General features: G+C 53.1%; 21 protein-coding genes, 1 tRNA gene and 2 pseudogenes. 4 read left to right on the top strand and 20 right to left on the bottom strand.

Features of this window, described 5'->3' with window-relative positions:
• Positions 1 to 6: 6 nt before the first annotated feature.
• From fadJ to MUG06_RS01285, 3 genes are all read right to left on the bottom strand, one after another.
• Entirely contained in the window at positions 7 to 2,124 is a 2,118-nt protein-coding gene (gene fadJ, locus MUG06_RS01295) for a fatty acid oxidation complex subunit alpha FadJ (RefSeq protein WP_243077494.1), read from the bottom strand.
• Positions 2,124 to 3,434, bottom strand: a complete 1,311-nt coding sequence (gene fadI / locus MUG06_RS01290) for an acetyl-CoA C-acyltransferase FadI (protein WP_215846047.1) — start codon at positions 3,432 to 3,434, stop codon at positions 2,124 to 2,126. The genes fadJ and fadI overlap by 1 nt, the downstream gene beginning before the upstream one ends.
• 164 nt (positions 3,435 to 3,598) lie before the next feature.
• Positions 3,599 to 3,895, bottom strand: coding sequence for a YfcZ/YiiS family protein (locus MUG06_RS01285; protein ID WP_215846045.1), 297 nt, complete (start codon positions 3,893 to 3,895; stop codon positions 3,599 to 3,601).
• A gap of 358 nt (positions 3,896 to 4,253) precedes the next feature.
• Here MUG06_RS01285 and fadL point away from each other — a divergent pair, with 358 nt between their 5' ends.
• Positions 4,254 to 5,537 (top strand): long-chain fatty acid transporter FadL, encoded by a 1,284-nt coding sequence (fadL, locus tag MUG06_RS01280; RefSeq protein ID WP_243077493.1) that lies wholly within the window; start codon positions 4,254 to 4,256, stop codon positions 5,535 to 5,537.
• Positions 5,538 to 5,638: 101 nt separating this feature from the next.
• Here fadL and mlaA read toward each other — a convergent pair whose 3' ends face one another.
• From mlaA to ccmA, 10 genes are read right to left on the bottom strand one after another with little or no spacing between them, the layout of a single operon-like run.
• Positions 5,639 to 6,406 (bottom strand): phospholipid-binding lipoprotein MlaA, encoded by a 768-nt coding sequence (gene mlaA / locus MUG06_RS01275; RefSeq protein WP_215846041.1) that lies wholly within the window; start codon positions 6,404 to 6,406, stop codon positions 5,639 to 5,641.
• A 35-nt stretch (positions 6,407 to 6,441) separates the two neighbouring features.
• Positions 6,442 to 7,653: a c-type cytochrome biogenesis protein CcmI gene (gene ccmI, locus MUG06_RS01270; RefSeq protein ID WP_243077492.1), complete on the bottom strand. Its 1,212-nt coding sequence runs from the start codon at positions 7,651 to 7,653 to the stop codon at positions 6,442 to 6,444.
• Positions 7,650 to 8,114 (bottom strand): cytochrome c-type biogenesis protein, encoded by a 465-nt coding sequence (locus MUG06_RS01265; RefSeq protein WP_215846039.1) that lies wholly within the window; start codon positions 8,112 to 8,114, stop codon positions 7,650 to 7,652. The genes ccmI and MUG06_RS01265 overlap by 4 nt, the downstream gene beginning before the upstream one ends.
• Positions 8,111 to 8,668 carry a DsbE family thiol:disulfide interchange protein gene (locus tag MUG06_RS01260; RefSeq protein ID WP_215846038.1) on the bottom strand — a complete coding sequence of 186 codons (558 nt, stop codon included), beginning with the start codon at positions 8,666 to 8,668 and terminating at the stop codon, positions 8,111 to 8,113. The genes MUG06_RS01265 and MUG06_RS01260 overlap by 4 nt, the downstream gene beginning before the upstream one ends.
• Entirely contained in the window at positions 8,665 to 10,623 is a 1,959-nt protein-coding gene (locus MUG06_RS01255) for a heme lyase CcmF/NrfE family subunit (protein ID WP_215846036.1), read from the bottom strand. The genes MUG06_RS01260 and MUG06_RS01255 overlap by 4 nt, the downstream gene beginning before the upstream one ends.
• On the bottom strand, positions 10,620 to 11,105 hold the full coding sequence (gene ccmE / locus MUG06_RS01250; protein ID WP_215846035.1) for a cytochrome c maturation protein CcmE: 486 nt from the start codon (positions 11,103 to 11,105) through the stop codon (positions 10,620 to 10,622). Before ccmE ends, MUG06_RS01255 begins: the two co-directional genes overlap by 4 nt.
• A complete protein-coding gene (ccmD, locus tag MUG06_RS01245; protein ID WP_243077491.1) occupies positions 11,102 to 11,335 on the bottom strand; it encodes a heme exporter protein CcmD in 234 nt (77 codons plus the stop codon). The genes ccmE and ccmD overlap by 4 nt, the downstream gene beginning before the upstream one ends.
• Positions 11,332 to 12,072: a heme ABC transporter permease gene (locus tag MUG06_RS01240; protein ID WP_215846031.1), complete on the bottom strand. Its 741-nt coding sequence runs from the start codon at positions 12,070 to 12,072 to the stop codon at positions 11,332 to 11,334. Before MUG06_RS01240 ends, ccmD begins: the two co-directional genes overlap by 4 nt.
• A gap of 58 nt (positions 12,073 to 12,130) precedes the next feature.
• The gene (ccmB, locus tag MUG06_RS01235; protein ID WP_243077490.1) at positions 12,131 to 12,790 is read right to left on the bottom strand and encodes a heme exporter protein CcmB; all 660 of its coding nucleotides are present in this window, start codon (positions 12,788 to 12,790) and stop codon (positions 12,131 to 12,133) included.
• Positions 12,791 to 12,794: 4 nt separating this feature from the next.
• Positions 12,795 to 13,406, bottom strand: coding sequence for a cytochrome c biogenesis heme-transporting ATPase CcmA (gene ccmA / locus MUG06_RS01230; protein WP_243078469.1), 612 nt, complete (start codon positions 13,404 to 13,406; stop codon positions 12,795 to 12,797).
• Positions 13,407 to 13,648: 242 nt separating this feature from the next.
• On the opposite strand from ccmA, the gene MUG06_RS01225 reads away from it, so the two are divergent.
• From MUG06_RS01225 to MUG06_RS01215, 3 genes and pseudogenes are all read left to right on the top strand, one after another.
• The gene (locus MUG06_RS01225) at positions 13,649 to 14,578 is read left to right on the top strand and encodes a formate/nitrite transporter family protein (RefSeq protein WP_243077489.1); all 930 of its coding nucleotides are present in this window, start codon (positions 13,649 to 13,651) and stop codon (positions 14,576 to 14,578) included.
• 73 nt (positions 14,579 to 14,651) lie between these two features.
• Positions 14,652 to 14,726 (top strand) — tRNA-Arg (locus tag MUG06_RS01220).
• 136 nt (positions 14,727 to 14,862) lie between these two features.
• A pseudogene (locus MUG06_RS01215) lies at positions 14,863 to 14,970 on the top strand (Arm DNA-binding domain-containing protein); the annotation flags it as partial.
• Between the two features lie 35 nt (positions 14,971 to 15,005).
• On the opposite strand, the gene MUG06_RS01210 reads toward MUG06_RS01215, so the two are convergent.
• The 7 genes and pseudogenes from MUG06_RS01210 to tssF form a co-directional block, all read right to left on the bottom strand.
• Positions 15,006 to 16,391 (bottom strand): VasL domain-containing protein, encoded by a 1,386-nt coding sequence (locus tag MUG06_RS01210; RefSeq protein ID WP_243077488.1) that lies wholly within the window; start codon positions 16,389 to 16,391, stop codon positions 15,006 to 15,008.
• Positions 16,392 to 16,437: 46 nt separating this feature from the next.
• Positions 16,438 to 16,644, bottom strand: a pseudogene (locus MUG06_RS01205) (GIY-YIG nuclease family protein); the annotation flags it as partial.
• Positions 16,583 to 16,807, bottom strand: coding sequence for a hypothetical protein (locus MUG06_RS01200; RefSeq protein ID WP_243078533.1), 225 nt, complete (start codon positions 16,805 to 16,807; stop codon positions 16,583 to 16,585). The pseudogene MUG06_RS01205 and the gene MUG06_RS01200, both read right to left, overlap by 62 nt.
• A 64-nt stretch (positions 16,808 to 16,871) precedes the next feature.
• A complete protein-coding gene (gene tssE, locus MUG06_RS01195; RefSeq protein ID WP_243077487.1) occupies positions 16,872 to 17,321 on the bottom strand; it encodes a type VI secretion system baseplate subunit TssE in 450 nt (149 codons plus the stop codon).
• The gene (tssJ, locus tag MUG06_RS01190) at positions 17,314 to 17,850 is read right to left on the bottom strand and encodes a type VI secretion system lipoprotein TssJ (RefSeq protein ID WP_243077486.1); all 537 of its coding nucleotides are present in this window, start codon (positions 17,848 to 17,850) and stop codon (positions 17,314 to 17,316) included. Before tssJ ends, tssE begins: the two co-directional genes overlap by 8 nt.
• Entirely contained in the window at positions 17,831 to 18,931 is a 1,101-nt protein-coding gene (gene tssG / locus MUG06_RS01185; RefSeq protein WP_243077485.1) for a type VI secretion system baseplate subunit TssG, read from the bottom strand. Before tssG ends, tssJ begins: the two co-directional genes overlap by 20 nt.
• A complete protein-coding gene (gene tssF, locus MUG06_RS01180; protein WP_243077484.1) occupies positions 18,886 to 20,649 on the bottom strand; it encodes a type VI secretion system baseplate subunit TssF in 1,764 nt (587 codons plus the stop codon). Before tssF ends, tssG begins: the two co-directional genes overlap by 46 nt.
• Between the last annotated feature and the right edge of the window lie 13 nt (positions 20,650 to 20,662).

Below are 20,662 nucleotides of genomic sequence, written 5' to 3'. Positions count from 1 at the left end.
TCCATTTTATAGAGAAATGTAAAATTTCTGCTGCTGTTGCGCTGCCTTTTCCAGCGCTTCACACGGGGTAAATCGCTCGCCATATTGTTGCTTAAGGCGGTTTAATGTGTTCAGGACGTGTGCTGCGCCAAGCTGGTCGAGATAGCGAAAAGGCCCTCCCAAAAACGGCGGAAATCCAATCCCAAATACCGCACCAATATCGCCATCGCGTGGCAGGCGAATCACCTGTTCATCCAGACAACGCACCGCTTCGTTCAGCATCATCATTACGCAGCGTTCAGCGATCTGTGCTTCATCGAGTTTTGCCACCGCTTTTACCTTCAACAAGGTATAGATCGACGTGTCGGGCTTTTTCTGTCTGCGATCCGTGCCATATAAATAGAAACCTTTGCCGTTTTTGCGCCCTTTTCGTCCCTCTTTTAACACAACGTCAAAAGCGTCGGGTGCCGCAAAACGCTCGCCATAAGCCTGCTGCAAAATCGGGATGATTTTACTGCCAACATCGATGCCTACTTCATCCAGTAGCTGGATCGGCCCAACGGGGAAACCGAATTTCACCAACGCACGATCAATATGATCAATCGGCTCACCTTCAAGCAGGCAACGCATCGCTTCATTTATATAGGGCGCTAAAATACGGTTAACGTAAAAACCCGGTTTATCGGCCACCACAATGGCAGTTTTGCCTTGCTTGCGCGCCAGCGCCACGGTGCTGGCCAGCGTGTGTTCAGACGTTGCTGCGTGTGGAATCACTTCAACCAACGGCATTTTGTCCACCGGGCTAAAATAGTGCAGGCCGATAACGTTCTCGGGACGCTGCGCGTTTGCCGCAATATGAGCAATCGGTAATGATGACGTGTTTGACGCAAAAATAGTGTGCGGCAGACAATGCTCTTCAACTTCGCTGACCATTTGCTGTTTTAAAGCCAGATCTTCGAAAACCGCTTCGATCACCAAATCACGCTGCGAAAAGCCCTGATAATCGGTGCCGCCGGTAATACGCGCCATCTGCTGATCGCGCTGCGCTGCGCTGAGATGGCGGCGTTTTACCTTGTTGCTCAACAGCGCCCAACTGGTTTGCAGGGCATGATTAACGCCAGCAAGATTGATATCTTTGATACGCACCGGCAAACCCGCGTTGATAGCGCTGACGCTGGCAATGCCGCCGCCCATCAAGCCGCCACCTAATACGCCAACACGCTGAATGACCCGTGCTTCAGCCTCTCCGCCACGCTCTTTTTTCAACGCTGTCGACGCGAAAAACAGGCTACGCAGAGCCGCAGATTGGGGACTCATTGCCAGTTCGCCAAAAGCCTGCGCTTCAGCGTCATGACCGGCGCGGCTGCCCTGCTCCAGCCCGATTCGCACGACATCGATAATCCGTTTTGCTGCAGGATAATTGCCGTGCGTTTTGCTTTCGGTTTGGCGTTTTGCTAGCGCAAACAGCGCCTGGCGGGCAAGCGGCCCTTGTAACAAACGATCGCGCATCGGCAAAATGCGGTGATTGCTCTTGCCTTGCTTCACACGTGCAATCGCGGTTTCGAGCAGGATCGCCTGCGGCACAACATCATCAACCACGCCAAGCTTACGCGCTTGCTTAGCGCGCAACGTTTTACCGGTCAGCATCAGCGGCAGCGCCTGTTGCACGCCGATCAAACGCGGCAGACGCTGTGTTCCGCCTGAGCCGGGAAGTAAACCCAGCTGCACTTCTGGCAGCCCCAGCCGGGTTTTATCATCCAGTGAACAGATGCGCGCATCACAGGCCAGCGCCAGTTCAAGACCGCCGCCCAGGCACGCGCCATGAATCGCCGCCACCACAGGAAAAGGCAGCGCCGCGATGGATGCCATCACTTCCTGGCCTTGTCGCGCCAGCGCTTCGGCTTCCTGCGCCGTCTGGCAGCGATCAATCATGCTAATGTCTGCACCCGCAATAAAGTTGTCTGACTTACCCGAGATCAGCACCAAGCCTGCCAATTGTTTATTGCGGCGTGCCTCACCAATAATGGCCGCTATCTGCGCAGCGAATTCTGCCTTTAGGGTATTCATCTTTTCGCCAGGCACATCGATAGTGATAATGCCAACGTGGTCGAGGCGCATCTGCAAATGAAAAGCGTTCTGTTCCATTATTCGACCTCCAAAACCATAGCCGCACCTAATCCGCCCGCAGCACAGGCGGTCACTAAGCCTAAGCCGCCACCGCGTCGCCGCAATTCCTGCAAGGTTTGAGTGATCATGCGTGCGCCGGTGGCAGCGAAAGGATGCCCATACGCGATAGAACCCCCGAGCACGTTGAAACGTTCTTCATTGACCTCGCCTAAGGCGTGAGGACGATTAAGTACGTCACGGGCGAAACGCTCATCGCGGAACATCTGCAAATTACTTAAGGTTTGTGCGGCAAAGGCTTCGTGCATATCTATCAGGGTCAAATCATTCAGAGTAATACCGGCGCGATCCAGCGCCAGCGGTGAAGCGTAAGCTGGGCCGAGTAACATATCTTGCCAGACATCAATGGCAGTAAACGCGTAGCTGCGCAGATAGCCCAGCGGTTTAAGCGAGAGCTCACGCGCACGCCCTTCTCGCATCAAAACCACCGCAGCAGCGCCATCGGTAAGCGGCGTACTGTTGGCCGCAGTCACTGTGCCATGCTGACGATCAAAGACGGGACGCAAACGTGCATAATCTTCTGCTTTGGCATCCATCCGCACCGTGTTGTCTTGATCAATCGGCGCTTTCCACGGCGGCACAAAAGCGGCCATCACTTCTTGATTCAGCACGCCTGATTGCCAGGCTTTTGCAGCGCGCTGATGCGATCTCAGTGCTAGCGCATCTTGTGCTTCACGCGTAATGCCATGGCTTTTTGCCATTTGCTCTGCTGTGTCACCCATGCGTAGCCCAGTTGAAAATTCCGCTACCGCAGGCGGTACTGGCAGTAAATCACGCGGACGCAAGCGACGCAGAATCTGCAATTTTTGCGAGAAGCTGCGCGCTTTGTTCATATCCACCAGCGCCCGCGCCAGGGTTTTACTCACGCCAATTGGCAACACTGACGAGGAATCTGCGCCGCCAGCAATGCCCGCCGAAATCGTGCCCGCCAGTAAACTTTCCGTAACGTTAGCGACTGCCTGAAAACTGGTCGCGCAAGCACGGCTGACACTGTAAGCATCGGTATGAACACTTAAGCCGCTGCTGAGAACGATTTCACGGGCGATGTTAGGCGCTTCCGGCATCTGTACCACTTGGCCAAACACCAGTTGCTCAATCACTTCAACCGGCAATTCGCTACGCGCCATCAGTTCGCTTATCAGCATGCGGCCTAATTCTACAGCGGGAATGCCATGAAAGCCGCTGGCCTGGCGTAAGAAAGGCGTGCGTAATCCGTGGGTTATGGCGATGCGCTCACCATCACGCGTCAGCAATGACTGCGCTTTACTCATTGTTTTCACCTGTGAATCGGGACCGAGGCATCATTGCCAAAAGAGGTCTGACCTGCTCATCAGTGTTAACCACAAGCGGTTCTGCCGCCAATACGGAAAGGATAAATTTGCGAAGGGAAACACGAAAATGAAAAACGCCGCACAGGTTGCGGCGTTGGAGAGGATTAGCGCAAACCGAGTTGAAAAATCATGGTTTCGGCCTGGCAGGAGAAAGTAAAATCAATATCAAGTTTTATGCCGCCTGCTTCTTCTGTGAAACGGGCATTAATGTCACAAGGTTCTGATTCAATTTGACGTGCTTTATCGCTGAGATATTGTAATTTTTTGTCAGCATCAGCCCGTTGCGAAAACCATTCTGACCAGGTTGCGGTGCAATCACTGTTATCCATGACGGTGCCGACATCGACACAACAGCAGGCTGCGGTTTCGGTTGCGCTACATTTTTTAATGGCATCAGTCATCGTTTTCTCCTGACGATTAATTCGTCGAGTTGCGTAATTTTACGCCCAAAATTTTACGCCTTCGGTATACTTTGCGCCATGACACTCTCGCTAAGTGACGAATATCACAATAAAATTTGATCCAAAACAAATTTGAGAGATTATGCTGCGTCTGTTATTTCTGGTTTTGTTAAGTAGATCGAAATTCCATCGATCAATTTGGAAATATTTCAAAAACAATATTGCAACATACACACAGGTCAGACCTATACTTGCCGCACTGGTCTGATAAGTGCGTTTTATGTCAGACCCTGGAATCCGCCGACCCTTGTTACGCGAATTTACAGCGTTAAATAATAATTCACATGAGGTTGTGGTCATGAACCATAAAAACCTGTTTGCAAAGTCAGCCGTGGCGGCTGCAGTAGCACTCGTCTCTTCACACGTTTACGCAGCTGGATTTCAATTAAATGAGTTTTCTTCTATTGGTTTAGGACGCGCATATTCTGGCGAAGGCGCAATGGGTGATACCGCCGCATCAGCCAGCCGTAATCCGGCCACTATGGCACTTATGGATCGCCCCGCTTTTTCAATTGGCGCAGTCTATATAGCACCTGATGTAAACATCAGCGGTACCAGTCAAAGCGGACGCAGCCTGGATGCGAATAATATTGCCCCTAATCAATGGGTGCCGAATATTCATTACGTACAACCCATTAACGATCAATGGTGGATTGGCGCATCCGCAACCTCTAATTATGGATTGGCGACCGAATTCAATGACGGTTACACCGCAGGCGCTTACGGCGGTAAAACGGACTTGTTGACCGGTAATTTCAATCTCAGTACAGCGTATCGTTTAAATGAACACTTCAGCTTCGGTGTGGGTTTTGATGCGGTTTATGCCAAAGCGAAAATTGAACGCTATGCCGGTGAATCTGGCCCGGCGCTGGGCGTGCCGGCAAATACGCAAATTGCTCATCTGAAAGGTGATGAATGGGGTTACGGCTGGAATGCCGGTATTTTGTATGAAGTGGATCAAAATAACCGCTTCGGCTTTACCTACCGTTCAGAAGTTAAAATCGACTTTGATGGCGATTACAAAAGTGACTTGCCAACCTACGTCAACGCTGTGAATCAGGCGCGTAATTTAGGTCTGCCTTACGCAACAGGCGGCTCTACGATTCCGGGTGCGTTAACCTTGAATTTGCCTGAAATGTGGGAGCTTTCGGGCTGGCATAAAGTGGCGCCACAGTGGGCGGTGCATTACAGCCTGGCGTATACCAGCTGGAGTCAATTCCAGGAGTTGAAAGCCACTGGCTCTAACGGTCAAACCCTCTTTTATAAAGATGAGAGCTTCCGCGATGCCTACCGCCTGGCTTTAGGTACAACCTATACCTACGATGAGAACTGGACGTTCCGTACCGGTATCGCCTTTGATGACAGCCCGGTTCCGGCTGATAAGCGTTCTATCTCCATTCCCGATCAAGATCGCCTGTGGCTGAGCGCGGGTACTTCTTACGCGTTTAATGAAGATGCCTCGGTTGACGTCGGTATTTCCTACATGCACGGCCAACACGTCACGGTTAAAGAAGGGCCGTATACCTTTAATTCTTCAGGTAAAGCCTGGCTGTATGGTGCGAACTTTAACTATAAGTTCTGATACCTTTCTTCATCCAAAAGAAGCGATCAAAAAAGGCGACTCAATGAAGTCGCCTTTTTATTTAATACCGTTTTCGGTCAATTCATCGCGTGCGAATAAACCTATTGCGAATCAATGTCACCTAAATCGTCTTGAATCGCTGCTGCATTTGGGTTCTCTTGCGGTTTCAGCTTGCCACCGTTTGCCAGGAAATCATGGCGCTGGAAATAAGCGTTACGAATAAAGGCATAAGGATCGTTTTGCTGCTTGAGAATCGCATCGGAATCCAGTAACTGCGCGCGCGTCTCAATACCTTCCAGCGTCCACTTACCGATCGACATTGGCCAGGTTAGCCAACCCAGCAGCGGATAAAGCGTATCAACATAGTCACCACCATCCTGACGGATAGTGAAGCTGCCGTAAGCGGGTAACTCAACATACGGGCCATAACCTACGCCGTAACGACCCAATGTCGTCCCGAAACGGTGCGGCTCTTCACGCGCCAACGCCGGGTTCGCCTTGCCCGCTACGTCAATGAATCCACCCAAACCTAACACGCTGTTCAGAAAGAAGCGGGTAAAGTGAATGCCTGCATCGCGCGGTTCGCCGACCAAAATGGCGTTGACCATGCTAGCCGGTTCTTCCAGGTTACCGAGGAAATTACTTAATCCAGTACGCGCAGGCACCGGCACATAATCACGCCAGGCAACCGCAACAGGGCGTAAGACGTAAGGATCCAGCACGTTGTAATTAAAGTTAAACATCGTGCGGTTAAAGCCTTCAAACGGATCGCTGCGCTGCGCAGGCTCATCGTTGTTATCCGGCTTTGAACTGGCACAACCCACCAGAAGTACACTGGCCAAAACCAAACTGGTCAGGCGGTAAACCATTTTTATCTCCCTGTGCGGATGAAAAATGTATCGCTTCAGGGCTGCTGCTGATTAATCTCCACAGCCATGTTCTGATGACCGTCCCAAGGTGTTTTCTCGCTCAGACCAAACCAATCACCTGTCTGCGGATTGGCACTGCCATCGCGGGAAATACGCACTCGAACTTGCACCTGATGCTGCGCCGAAAGCAGGCGATCTGGCATCATAGCGTTGCTGTCATCCAGCGTCAGCGATAACGGGAAGTGGCTTAGCGGCATACGCTTAACGGCCACAGGCACCGGTGAAACACCGTCAGAAACAGAAATATACATGACTCCGCCCTGCGGTAACATTTTTTCTGCCTGCGGAGAGAGAGTAACTGTCAGTGCCAGTTGGATATTTTGCTGTCCTGCGTCCGTTTTTGCTTGTTCAATGCTGCGTTCGATCATGGTACGACGATGATCGTCAGCCGGTATCAATTTCAGCATAGTTTGCCAGGCACCAATCGCCTGAACATATTGCTGTTGCTCAAACGCATTAAACGCCAGCAGGCTTAACGTACGCACATTACTGTGATCGTCTTTAAGCAGATCGCGCAGAATTAAACCCGCCTGACGGTTATCCTGTGGATCGCTGGAGCGGGTTAATACCTCAGCATAGTCTTGTTTCAAATCGATATTATTAGGCGCGAGCTGTAAAGCATGCTCAAAAGCCTGGCTGGCGGTAGTGGCATTATTCAGCACCATGCCGAGACGGCCCAGCATGGCCCAATCATTCATATTATTAGGTTCAGATTGCAACGCACTGCGCAGCCCTAGTTGCAGTTGCGCCAGCTCCTCCATGCTAAGCGGCTGAGCTTGCGGATCCATGACGCGTGCGCGCAGTGCGGGATACGCTTGCTTTACTTGCATCCATCCACTTGTCTGCGCCAGCCCACCCGTTTTCAGATAAGTGCCCAGCGACACGGCAATCAGCACTATCACGCCCGGTAAAAGTACCCAGCGGCTGCTGCTGTGAGCCTGTGCGGCATCGTTATCTGGAATATCGGATAACAGCGTTTGTTGCAGCTCGCGCTCCATTATTGGCCGTTCGGCCACTACACCTTGGGCTTCATCCTGCGCCAACTCATCCAGTCGCTGCTGGTAAAAATCTTTGTTCAGCTGATTGCGTTCGCCATCACTGGCCAGACGTTGTCGCCAACCGGCACCGATAAACAGCGCGCACGCCGCCAGCAATAACAGTAAAAGGGTGATCCAAAATGCACTCATTGCGGCTTCCTGTCTGACTTCAAAATCGCGTCAAGACGCTGCTGTTCGCTTTCGTCCAGTTCGCTTTCGCTGCGCGAATTGCGCTGGCGACTGCGCAGAATAATCATTAATCCGCCCAGCACCACAAACAGTGCGGGCCCCACCCACAGAATAAGGGTTGAAGGCGTGACCGGCGGCTCATAGGTCACAAAGTTACCGTAACGCGCCACCATGTAATCAATAATCTGCTGACGGCTTTGTCCCTGCTTCATCAGCTCATACACCTTCAAACGCATGTCTGCAGCAATCATCGCGTTTGAATCGCCAATGCTGTTGTTCTGACATTTTGGGCAGCGTAGCGAGGCGGTTAAATCACGGTATTGCTCTTCCTGCGCCACAGAATCAAATTTGTAGGTATCAATAGCCGCCCACAAGCTGATGCTAAATAACATTCCGCAGATCAGTAATACGAGACGTTTCATACTCCCGCCTCCTTGCTGTATTTGATCCACAGCGGCTTCACTTCTTGCAGCCAGACGCGATCGTTCATATCACCCGCGTGGCGATAGCGAATGATCCCTTTGCCGTCAATAAGAAAGGTTTCAGGCGCGCCATACACCCCAAGATCGAGACCGAGCATACCGTTGCCATCATACAAACTCAGCGCGTAGGGATTGCCCAACGTGTTAAGCCAGGTTACCGCTTTGTTGCGATCATCTTTGTAGTTCAGGCCAACAACGCGGATGCCCTGCTCCGCCAGCGTATTCAAATATTGATGCTCAGCGCGACAGGTTGGGCACCATGTTGCCCAGACGTTGAGCAGAATCGGCTTGCCATCCGTTAGCACGCGCTGGTCATACATCTTGCCTGGCTGGTCGAGCGCTTCGAGTTTGAACAGCGGCACCGGCTTGCCAATCAAAGCTGATTCCAGCCGAGTGGGATCGTCGCCCTCTGCGTTTTTCGACAGCTGCCACAACAGCGCAGCCGCCAGCAGCAGAAATAATACTAAGGGAATAAACAGGATTTTCTTGTTCATGCCAGCTCCTCGCGTTTGGCTTTTTTACGCGAGCGATAGCGCGGATCAAACAAGCAGAACAGACCGCCCACCGCCATAAACACGCCGCCGTACCAAATCCAACGCACGAAGGGTTTGTAATAGATGCGCAGCGCCCAGGAACCGTCATCTAACTGTTCGCCTAACGCGGCATAAAGATCGCGACTCATGCCGCCGTCAATGCCGGCTTCAGTCATCATGTTACGTGAAGCGGTGTAAAAACGTTTTTCTGCCTGCAGCATCGCTTCCGGCTTGCCATTGCGCGTAACCTCGATGGTTCCGACGCCGCCGCTGTAGTTCGGCCCTTCAAGATTCTGTACGCCACGGAAGATAAAGTGATAACTGTGGATGTCCACGCTGTCGCCAGCATTCATACGCACGTCGCGCTCGACGCTGTATTGGGTGCTAAAGGCAATGCCGATGACCGTGACGCCTACGCCTAAATGGCCCAGCACCATGCCCCAATGACTGCGCGTTAGATGGCGCAACCCAGCAAAGAAGCGGTGACGATGCGTAGCACGTTCATGCAGTTCCATCAGCGTCAGAACAATAATCCATACTGACATCAGCAGACCCACAACAGTCATCGCTTCAATACGATCTTGCAATAACCACGGCATGAAGATTGAAAAAGCCAGCGTCACGATCAGCGCCAGTGCCAGTCGCTTCGCCAGTTTCTGTGGCTCATCACGACGCCAGCGCACCAGCGGCCCGATGCCCAGCATCAGCGCTAAAGGTGCCATCAACCAAGTGAACATTGTGTTGAAGAAGGGTTCACCGATTGAGATGCTGCCAAGGCCAAGCTGCTTGTGAACCAGCGGTAACAGCGTGCCCAGCAATACCACCAGCATCGCTGCAATCAATAATACGTTGTTCCCCAACAAGAAGGATTCGCGGGACCAGGCTTCGTTTTGTACCCGGCTGCGCACCTGACCACCTTTGATTGCGTAGAGCAGCAGTGAACTGCCGATCACGATCACCAAAAATGCGAGAATAAACATGCCACGCGCGGGATCGGACGCAAACGAGTGAACCGATACCAGTACGCCCGAACGCACCAAAAACGTGCCCAGTAGGCTAAGAGAAAAAGCCGTGATTGCCAGCAATACCGTCCAGGCTTTAAAGGTGCCACGCTTCTCCGTCACCGCCAGCGAGTGCATCAATGCCGTGCCCGCCAGCCATGGCATAAACGAGGCATTTTCAACCGGATCCCAGAACCACCAACCGCCCCAGCCAAGTTCGTAATAGGCCCACGCAGAACCGAGTACGATACCAATAGTCAGAAACACCCACGCAGCAGTGGTCCATGGACGTGACCAGCGCGCCCATGCGGTATCGAGTCTGCCTGCCATCAGTGAAGCAATGGCGAAAGCAAAGGCCACCGAGAAACCGACATACCCCATATAGAGCAGCGGCGGATGGAAGATCAGCCCGATATCCTGCAGCATTGGATTAAGATCGCGCCCATCAATCGGAAAGTCTGGCAGCGTGCGGGTAAACGGATTTGAAGTCAGGATGATAAACAGCAGGAAGCCAAGATTAATCATGCCCATCACCGCCAGTACACGTGCCAGCGCGTCCTGTGGCATGCCTCGACTGAACAGCGCAACTGCTAATGTCCAGGTGCTGAGCAGTAAAACCCACAACAGCAGCGAACCTTCATGTGCGCCCCAGGTAGCGGCGATGCGGTAGTAGACCGGCAGCAGCGTATTGGAGTTGGTTGCCACGTAGCCGACGGTGAAGTCGTTAACAATAAAGGCGTAAACCAGCACCATAAACGCCGCCGCGATAGCGGCAAAAAGTCCGTAAGAGAGCGGACGCGCCATGGCCATCAGCCGGGCATCCTGACGCAATGCACCCCATAAAGGATAAACGCTCAGCAGCAGAGAAAGGCCTAAAGCCAGACAGAGCAGGAAACTTCCAATCTCTGGCATCATGACTGTTTACCCGGCTGTTGATACATTGACTGCGGGCCGTTGTGATTCTTTTTCATTGCGTCTTCGATTTCTGGCGGCGTGTATTTCTCATCATGCTTAGCCAACACCTCTTTGGCATTCACGAGGTTGCCCTCCTCCAGCACACCCTGGGCCACCACGCCCTGCCCTTCGCGGAACAGGTCAGGCAGAATACCCTCAAAGCTGACGCTGACCACGCCATTGGCATCGTAAAGCTTAAACGAAACGGCAAGTGATTTTGGATCACGCTTCACGCTGCCCGGCATCACCATGCCACCCACGCGCAAACGCTGGCCCGTTTCTGGCTTTTGGCGAGCTTCGCCTTTGCCATACAGGATTTCGCTTGGGGTATAAAACAGGTCGATATTGGAACGCAGCGCGTACATTACCAGCGTGGTGGCGAGGCCAAGTCCGACCAAAATCGCCACCACAACATAGAGGCGATTACGACGACGGATATTCACATTTTTTCTCCTGCCGCTTCAGTGACGGCTTTTTTCGTTTTCGCCGCACGGATACGGCGCTCCCTGGATTCACGCTGGCGAATTTCCGTCAGCAAACGGCGGCGAAGCAATAGCGTGTGTAACACCAGGCCCGTTAAAGGAATAACGGTGAAGACCACAGCCAGCCAGACATAAAAGGCGTAGCCGCCCATGGCAAAGAACGCTTGCCAGGAATTGAATGCGGGCATCATGCTTTGCGTCCTCCCTTAGCGATATCAGCGACCCAAGGACGATGACGTTCCGTTAACAGAATCAGGTTACGCAAACGCATTAACGTTAAAGAGGCGAACACCAGCAGATACCCAATGATTGACCAGCGCAGCGGTGTACGCATTTCAGGCGCGATTGCCTGCTGCATCATGCCCGATGAGCCTTGGTGCAGGGTATTCCACCACTGGACAGAGAAATGAATAACAGGAAGATTGACCACGCCAACCAAAATCAGGATCCCAGCTGCACGTCCGGCAGTACGACGATCGTCAAAGGCGTGATAGAGCGCAATCACACCCATATAAAGGAAAAGTAAAACCAGTTCGGAAGTGAGGCGTGCATCCCAAATCCACCAGGTTCCCCACATTGGCTTGCCCCAGGCGGAACCGGTAACCAGCGCAATAAAGGTGAATACCGCACCCACTGGTGCCATTGCCGCCGACACTAAATCGGCCATTTTCATCTGCCAGACCAAACCGATAAAAGCGGCAATCGCCATGGAAGCATAAACACCCATCGACCACATGGCTGCGGGAACGTGAATGTACATGATGCGGAAACTGTCACCCTGCTGATAATCCGCAGGCGCATAACCGAATCCCCACACCCAACCGAATAGCAGCGTGGCGATTGCCGCCACTGCGAACCACGGCACTAAGCGACCGCAGAACTGATAAAGCCGCTCAGGCTTCGCCAGTTGATGTAACCATTTCCACATGATGAATTGCTCACAGTAAAGATAAATTCGTTATCGACACGTCTAAGGCGTGCGCGATTTAATGCAGCGTAATGCGCAGCGCTGCGGCGGTAGCAAAAGGGGCCAGGGTGGCGCTCGCCACCAGCATTGCGCCAAGAATCGCCAGATAACCACTGATGGGTAATCCCTGCCCTGCCGCATCAATCGCTGCGCTGGCAAAAATTAAAACGGGAATCGCCAGCGGTAACACCAGCAGGCTAAGCAATACGCCGCCGCGACGCAGTCCTACCGTTAATCCGACGCCAATCGCACCCAAAAAACTCAGGGTTGGCGTTCCCAGCAGCAGGGTCAGCGCCATTGCGCTCCAGCCGCGAAAATCCAGCGATAACAGCAGCGCCGCCAGCGGTGATAACACAATCAGCGGCAAGCCAGTGACCAGCCAGTGGGCAATGACTTTGCCAACCACGGTCAGCGGCAACGGCGTGGGCAACAGCAATAACTGTTCCAGCGAACCATCCATAAAGTCATCGCGGAACAAGCGCTCCAGCGCCAGCAGCGAGGCCAGCAAGGCAGCCACCCAGGCGACACCCGGCGCGATGCGCGCTAACTGTTGCGGATCGGGCCCAATGCCCAGCGGGAACAGCGTAATCACAATCAGGAAAAACCACAGCGGGTTAATCACTTCTGCGCCGCTGCGAAAGGCAATACGCAGCTCGCGCTGGATAACACGGATTAGCATCACGTCACTCCGCGCCGCTCAGGCGAATCTTACGCACGCGTGCAAGGCTGTCTGGCAGATCCTGATGCGTGGTCAGAATGACCGCGCCTCCGTTATCGGCATGTTGAGCAAATTTCGCCATTAATTTTTCTACACCCGCTTTGTCGATGGCGGTTAACGGTTCATCTAAAATCCACAGCGAAGCGTGACTTAACCATAATCTGGCCAGGGCCACACGACGCTGTTGTCCTGCGGAAAGTTGCGTCACCGGCACCTCTTCGTAACCCAGCAATTCAACGCTTTCCAGTGCATCAAAAATTAGCTCGTCATCGCAATCGCGATGGTAAAAACGCAGATTTTCCAGCGGCGACAATACCGCTTTTACGCCAGGATGATGGCCGAGATAAAGCATCGCCTGATGCCATATTTCGCGCTGTTGGCGAATAGGCTGAGATTGCCACATTACGTCGCCCTGCTCAGCGCGGCTTAATCCCGCCAGCAGACGCAACAAAGAAGTTTTACCCGCGCCATTCGGCCCTTCAATTTGCACGATATCGCCTGCCGCCACGGAAAACGTCAGCCCATGAAAAAGAGCACGCTCGTCGCGGACGCAAGAAAGATTAATGACTTCCAACATGAAGGGGGAATCGCACCAGATAAATGAGGCGCGAATAATACCACAATGATGCTGTGGGCCGAAGTCTGAGCGGCCACCGCGTCCTACCTCAAAGGGCGTATTCGTGCGCATCAGATCAATAACTGCCCAAAAATCCAGCAACGTTAAAACCTTGTTACCCTTATTCGCGAATGCAGTTACATTTTTGATTAGCAAAAAACGTCTACGCTTATTACGCGTTGGCATTGTCACCAGGAGAAAATATGAAGGGTTCATCAGGTATAGATCACGGCCATAACGATGTTGATAGCGATGAAAAAGAAGAAGGCACCGATATTGAAGTAGATGAAGAAGCACTCCCTTCCCGCGCCGCCGCCATTCACGAAGAGATACGTCAGGATGGCGAGAAAGAGCTAGAACGCGACGGTATGGCCTTGTTGTGGTCAGCGATTGCCGCCGGTTTATCAATGGGTGCATCACTGATGGCCAAAGGGATTTTTCAGGTCCATCTTGACGGCGTACCGGGTGCATTTCTGCTCGAGAATCTGGGTTATACCTTCGGTTTTGTGATTGTCATTATGGCGCGGCAGCAGCTTTTTACTGAAAACACCGTTACCGCTGTTCTGCCTGTGATGCACAAACCCACGATGAGCAATGTTGGTCTGCTGCTGCGTTTGTGGGGCATCGTGTTGCTCGGTAATCTGATTGGCACAGCATTAGGTGCGTTAGCCTTTACCGAAATGCCCATTTTTGATGATGCAACGCGTCAGGCATTTACCGTCATTAGTCAAAAAGTGATGGAAAATACGCCGGGTGAAATGTTTGCCAATGCCGTTATTTCCGGTTGGATCATCGCCACCATGGTATGGATGTTTCCCTATGCAGGTGGAGCTAAATTGTTTGTGATTGTCATGATGACGTGGCTAGTGGCGCTCGGCGACCTGGCACACATTGTGGTAGGTTCGGTTGAAGTGCTTTATTTAGTGTTTAGCGGCGCTATTGAGTGGCAAGCGTTCTTTTGGCCTTTTGCTTTACCTACCCTGCTGGGCAATATTACGGGCGGCACATTGATTTTCGCCCTGATCAGTCATGCTCAGATTCGTAATGATATGAGCGAAACAGCCAAAGCTAAGATGCGAGCAGAAAAGAAAAAAGAGGAGAAGCGTCGCCAGAAACAGCAGTCTGAAGGCTAATTGTCGATGGAATGAGCAAACGCACCTCGGCGTGGTTAATTTGGCGCATAACTGCGCTATACTGCCCGCCGACGTCTCCTTAGTTAAATGGATATAACAAGCCCCTCCTAAGGGCTAGTTGCAGGTTCGATCCCTGCAGGGGACGCCATACCACGGTTCGCCACCTTCCGAAGTCGTTTGCCAAACCCTACTCACAAAGCACTCCCTCATAAATAGCAGTTCGCCATAGTTCGTTGACAGCCTGTCTTTTGCCTGGGCAAATTCTGGGTAAGAAATTTTACCCAATGCTCACCATTAAACAAACAGACGCGGCTAAGCCGAAAAATAAGCCCTACAGGGTTTCAGACGGTAATGGCCTGTACCTTTATGTGTCTGCATCAGGCAAAAAAATAACGAACTGAATCACTGATAATTCTTAGCACCGTTTTTATTCCGATAAGTTCTGTTTTATCTCAGCATAACGGGCAGTCAATTGTTTCAGATGCATCTCCAGTTGAGCCTTAGCAGCAGCAGGTAAAGGTACTCCAGCAGGGTTTTCTGACAATACCCGCAGTTGCTCCTCAGCCGGTATGGCCTGATTAAACGACTGCATAGTTGAAAATACTACTGACTTCAGTTCACTGACCGTCATGTATTTACCCTTCTGCTCATCAAGCCTGTTTAGCCTGTCACTCAGTTTCTGTAGCATTGTCATTCCCTGATACCAGCCATTCAGCTGCTCTGTTGGCAATGCGACAGCACTAAGCTGTTGTTGCCAATGCTGTATCAGGGGCTTAGCCTGTTCCGGCCACAGAGTCTGAGCCTGTTCTACAAGTTGTCGACTGTAGTCAATATTCCAGTCAGGAGGAAGCTGGTCCAGCAGGGCAAGCTTCTGCTGTGTTTGTGCAATTACTGTTTGTGGAAGCGGCGATTGATGACGTATCACATCCAACTGTGCAGGCGTGAGTGTTGCGGGTAACGGAGCCAGTGAAGCAGCAAACTGAGTCTGTAGCGGGTCTGACCGGTGAAGATACTGCCAGCTCCACACTGCGACTATGCTTATCACCAGCATGGAACACATCCCGGCAGTGAAAGATTTCCACTTTTTTACCGGTGCAGGTATTGCCGAGAGTACTTCCACATTTAGCTGTTGTTCCGGCTCCGCCACATACACCCACTTCACCGCATTGTTCGGCACGTTTTTCTCTGCATCTGGAATGCCTGGCAGTGTATCAACGGATGTTCCTGGGCTATTTATACCCGTTGTGGGGAGTACAACACCGGGTGCACCAGTACCGGATGCACCGACACTGTTGTTTTCCAGCCGGACAGCACTGTTATGCATCAGAGTACGCAGCGTGTCGAGCTGGCTCAGGTGCTTAAGCTCCAGGCGCTGCAGCACCTCCCCCAGACTGGTAAGCAGTTGCTCCACCCGATACAACTGGCTGAGGTCGCTGTAATTTAGCGGGAGCGAGCGCATAAGTTGCTGTAGACGCTGACTCAGACTGCTGAGGATTTCCATGCGGGCATGTACTGGCTGCGGCCACAGCGTCCCCCACTGATGGCTTATCAGCGCCTCCAGTATCGCCAGACCTTCATTCAGACCGAGCAGACCGGCCTGTTGCGCACGGGCCAGCGTGTACCAGGCCGCTGTCTGTAACTCCACACCATTTTGTTCAAACAGCGAAAGACAAAGTTTTTCGGCATAACGCCAGTTCACATCCGGGCGCGCCGGATGCGTCAGTTTGCTCAGTTCTTCGCGCAGGGCGGTATAATCCGGAAGCGTGCGTGGGTCGCCACCGGTTTTTATTTTACGTGGGGGGATGTCATTCATGACCAGTTGTCCATTTGTCGTGCCGGGAGCTATTGAAGGTTATCGTTTATGCGGCTTCGCTTTCTGCATAGTCGAGACTCTGCAGATACTGCAGTGCCATTGGGTCAGCAATGTATTCAACCCGCCCGTGGTGACGTTCCACCTCGTTAATGATTTTGCTGAGCTCTACGCGGAAAAACTCTTTACGTAAGTTAATCCTGTTGATGCGGTAACGTTCCAGATGGTCGTGCAGCGTTTTCTCCAGAGCTGGCGCCAAAGAAGGTAGCAATAATTCCGGCTGGCGTTGATACCGAATCAATAAAGCGCTCATTAACGTTAATCAGTGCTCTTACCGCGACGTAAATCCCCCAGGCGATAACGCCAAGAATAACCAGAATTACGCCCAGCGCATTATCATCTTTTTTTCTTCGTGCCACGCGTTATTCCCTTAATTTTCATTTGCATTTTTTGTGTCTGTTTAGCCGCTATTGCGCACTATGATTAAAAGGCCTGCTGGTCAATAAGCTGCTGTTGTTTCAGGTGCCGCAGCAGTATTTTCCCCTCAGGCATAAACTCCGTGCCATAACGCACCAACCCGAAGCCTTTCAGCTCTGCGTCGATGGCGTAACGTAATTCGCCGGGCTGAGTCTGCTCCAGTATCACCACCTCAACGTTTTTCAAGCGCGGCTCGTACTTCAACAGTACGTCTGAAAGCGTACCCATCAACTGGTGTGCCGTACCCGGCATGCCCTGCAGGATTTTCGTCATATCCGGCAGGCCATAATCGGGGAGATGGTCCAGCGTACCGGCACGGCAGTTGAGGATGCGCTGCATGTTATCGAGAACGGACAAAATGACCTGGCTTTCTTCGCTGACCTGATGTAAATCGAGCTCACCGATGAAGTTACCGTACAATATCTCGTACAAAGACGGGCGCGGCATGTCAGTCATCTCTCACGGGTATGAGCGTCAGGCGGTTATCACCGGCTTCGATGATGCGCGGCTTATCTGGGTCAAGCTCATTGCGGGAGAGCACCATCCGCCAGGTGTTATTCATGGTGTCAGGGGACATAAACATCCCCGCTATCGCCACATACTGCGCGTGCTCGTCCATCGGCATATCCACCATCACTGCGCTGCCTGGCCGCAGGTGAATATCTTTCGCTGCCAACAGGTCCGCCTTAAGAGCCTGACTGTCATCGGCGAAAAGGGACGAGTAATCCGTACTATCAAATGCTTTACGGTCTTTCAGTTGGTAAATACGCACCACGGTGGCAAGTGCCTCCCCGCGGGCATTGCTGTTCACCGCTTCACGGGTGCGGATATCAAGATGCAGGGTTTTCACCTGCTTATAAAAAATGGATTGGGTCACGGCCACCGTGCCGTCGGTCACTTTCTGAGTCAGTCCACAGCCAGCAAGCAGCAGCGTAAGTCCTGACGACAGAACCAGTCGCATGGCTTTACCAGTGATAATCGCCATCTTCATCGGCCTCCCTTCGATAAATGTTTTCCTGAACACGCTCATAGCGCCCCAGATTGATAATGAGGTTTTTGTTTGTCTGTACCCCTGCGGCTCCCAGCGGCTTCATTACCGCCGTGCGTCCCAGTTGCGCATCGGCAGGACCGGGTGTGCTGCACATTCGGGCATCGGGCAGCAGGGTTCTGTCCACGCACAACTGCAGGCGGACATCCAGGCGAGCCCCCAGATAAACATGCAGTAAGGCCATCAGGTCAGTGTGCAGGTCGCCGCCCGGTAGCCAGCCTCTGATTTCTGCCGGGTTGGTGCTGGTGAAACGCATCAACACCTGACTGTTAACGTCAGTCCCGTATGCCCCCATGACCGGGCGGCCCTTCAGGCTGACCGGCTGACGGACACTCATCGCCAGCGGCTTTTTCAGCGCAATACGCCGCCGGTCATGGTGCCAGACCTGCGCCCGGGTATCCGGTGCGAGCAGACTCACCAGCGAGATCATGCCTTCTGCGGTGCGGCCCGGCAGCAACATCACCGGCAGCAGTGCAAGGAAGCGGGAGAGCGGTGTGGCGATGCTTTCTGCACAACCATCGATGCCAAGCCCCGCCAGACCTAACAAGTATTGCGAAGTCCTGTCTTTTCCCCCGGCCTCAAACGTGGCCGGATACGAGTACTTGCGCCAGATGCGGTAATACTGGGCAATTAGACGATGATTGAAGATATCGAGGAAATCCGCCGTAGCCTCATGCCCTTCCCGCCTTTGGGTGATATCGTCGATATAATGCGTGGGCAGCGGCGACTCCACCCCGTAGAGCCCCATAAAGGTCACCCTGACGGTCGGTGGCAGATGCGGCTGTTCCGGTAACTCCAGCCCTTTGATTTCCGATGCCGGGAAGCCCATTCCCGGATGCGGACGGAAGCGTACCGGCTCGTGACGGACCTGCCAGTGACTGCCGATAACCGGCCGGTCCGGCTGGCTTTGTTCCAGCAGCTGGCAGAAACGGTAGAAGTGGGTGTGTGGCAGCCGGTCACCCAGCTGTGCCATCAGCCGGGCAGGCGCGGACAGTGATTCTCTTTCCACCGGATGCATTTTCCTTCTGGCTGAACAATCAGCGTGAGCTGGTTAAACTGATTCATATCGGTATAGAGGGCAAAGAAACGGTTGAGCAGCTCCCCGAACAGATGCACGTCCCCTTCGCCGGTAAAGCCGTTGCCGTCGAGCGTCACCTCGATATCGAGACCGCGCAGCAGGAAACCGTCCTCAAAGCGCTGAATACGGTGGTGCTCCACGTGCTGTATGGCCTCAAGGCGACGATTATTCAGCTCATCCTCCTGCCAGTTGTACAGCGCCAGCGTACCGCGCAGCACTTCTGCACTGCTCATCATGTTAAGAAAACCCGCCCCCAAATGACTGAGCACGCGCCAGTGAAAACGGTCTTCCGCCGGCGGATACACCGGCAGCGTGGGCTTGCAGAGGTTTCTGACGGAAACGTTTGTCTGCACCACCTGTTCACAACGGTCAAGTAGCGTGCTCTGTAGGGCACGACGCGGCAGCTGACCGTTGGTACCGGTGATACGTAAGGAGACCGTTTCCCTTGCCACGCTACGGTCGTTCTCCCACTGGTGCCCGCCCAGTATCAGCCAGGTATCGTGCAGGCCGGTGACCCCACGCTTCACGCGGGTGTGGTAATAGCGCGGAGGGGCATGTCGGCGCATCATGCCGCCTTTATGACGAAAACTGCTGAACGGCACATATTCGGCATCACCGGTACGGCCAGAGCCCATCACGGCATCAACGGTATAAATCTCGGTATGCCCGTCCTGCAGGCGTTTGGGTCTGAGCAGGTAGTCACTTTCCAGCCCGGTGATGGTGAGCGGGTCTGCCTCCAGCGTGAATAAGTTGATTACGGGAACACAGTGCAGACGAAGGGCGTCATCCGTAACCGGCAGGTCTGATGGCCATGGCTGACTCAGTACCACTTCAATATCAAAGTACGCCACACCCGCTGGAGGCGTAATGCCCTCCAGTCCGTTAAGATGGACGAACATGAATTTTTCACGGAAGGTGAAATACTCCAGCAGCAGCTGGTAACCGCTGAATGCGGTATCACCTTTAGGCCACAACCCCTCTTCTTCACCAAAACCGCCCGGCGAAAAATAGCCATCAATATGGATGCGGTCAGTCTGCCCCGGCAGACGCATATACATGGCCGCCTGCCGTCGGGTGAGCATCAGGTGCAGATGGCTGCTGACCGGCGCTTCAGCCGCCAGATAGAGACTCAGACGGCTCAAGTCAGCCTGCGACCAGTCGGCCTGCTGGCTGCAGGCAAAGCGTATCCGCAACAGTGAACGCCCATCCGGCTCGGTCGTCATGGTGACACCGGCTACGCTGAGCGGATTGAGCATCATTTCGCGGGTGGTCCGGTAGCGGCAGATGCTGTTTTTGGGCCCGATGGGTTGTGAGTAAACCTCAAGCCCGGCCGGCACCCGTTCGGCCATTTTCATTGACGGTAACTCGGGGGTGAACGCGACCACGGACAGCGACGGAATGGTCCTCAGATAGTGGGGCCAGAGCATGCTGACCAGCCCTTCGGTCAGTTCCGGCAGATCATCATCAATTTTCTCGCGCAGCCGCCCCATCGAGAAGGCAAAGCCTTCAAACAGGCGTTCGACATAAGGGTCCGGGGTTCCGGCTTTATCCAGGTCGAGCATGGCTGCCCGGTCCGGGTGCGTCTGAGCAAATTCTTTCGCGGCTTCACGCAGATAGCGCATTTCCGCATCAAAATAGCGCAGGGTTAAATCGTCCATTTTATTATCTTTC

Origin of the sequence: Pantoea sp. MQR6, assembly GCF_022761075.1 — a bacterium.
Classification (GTDB): Bacteria; Pseudomonadota; Gammaproteobacteria; order Enterobacterales; family Enterobacteriaceae; genus Pantoea; species Pantoea phytostimulans.
The sequence above is the reverse complement of the archived record's forward strand: the minus strand, read 5'-3'. Positions and strand labels throughout refer to the sequence as shown.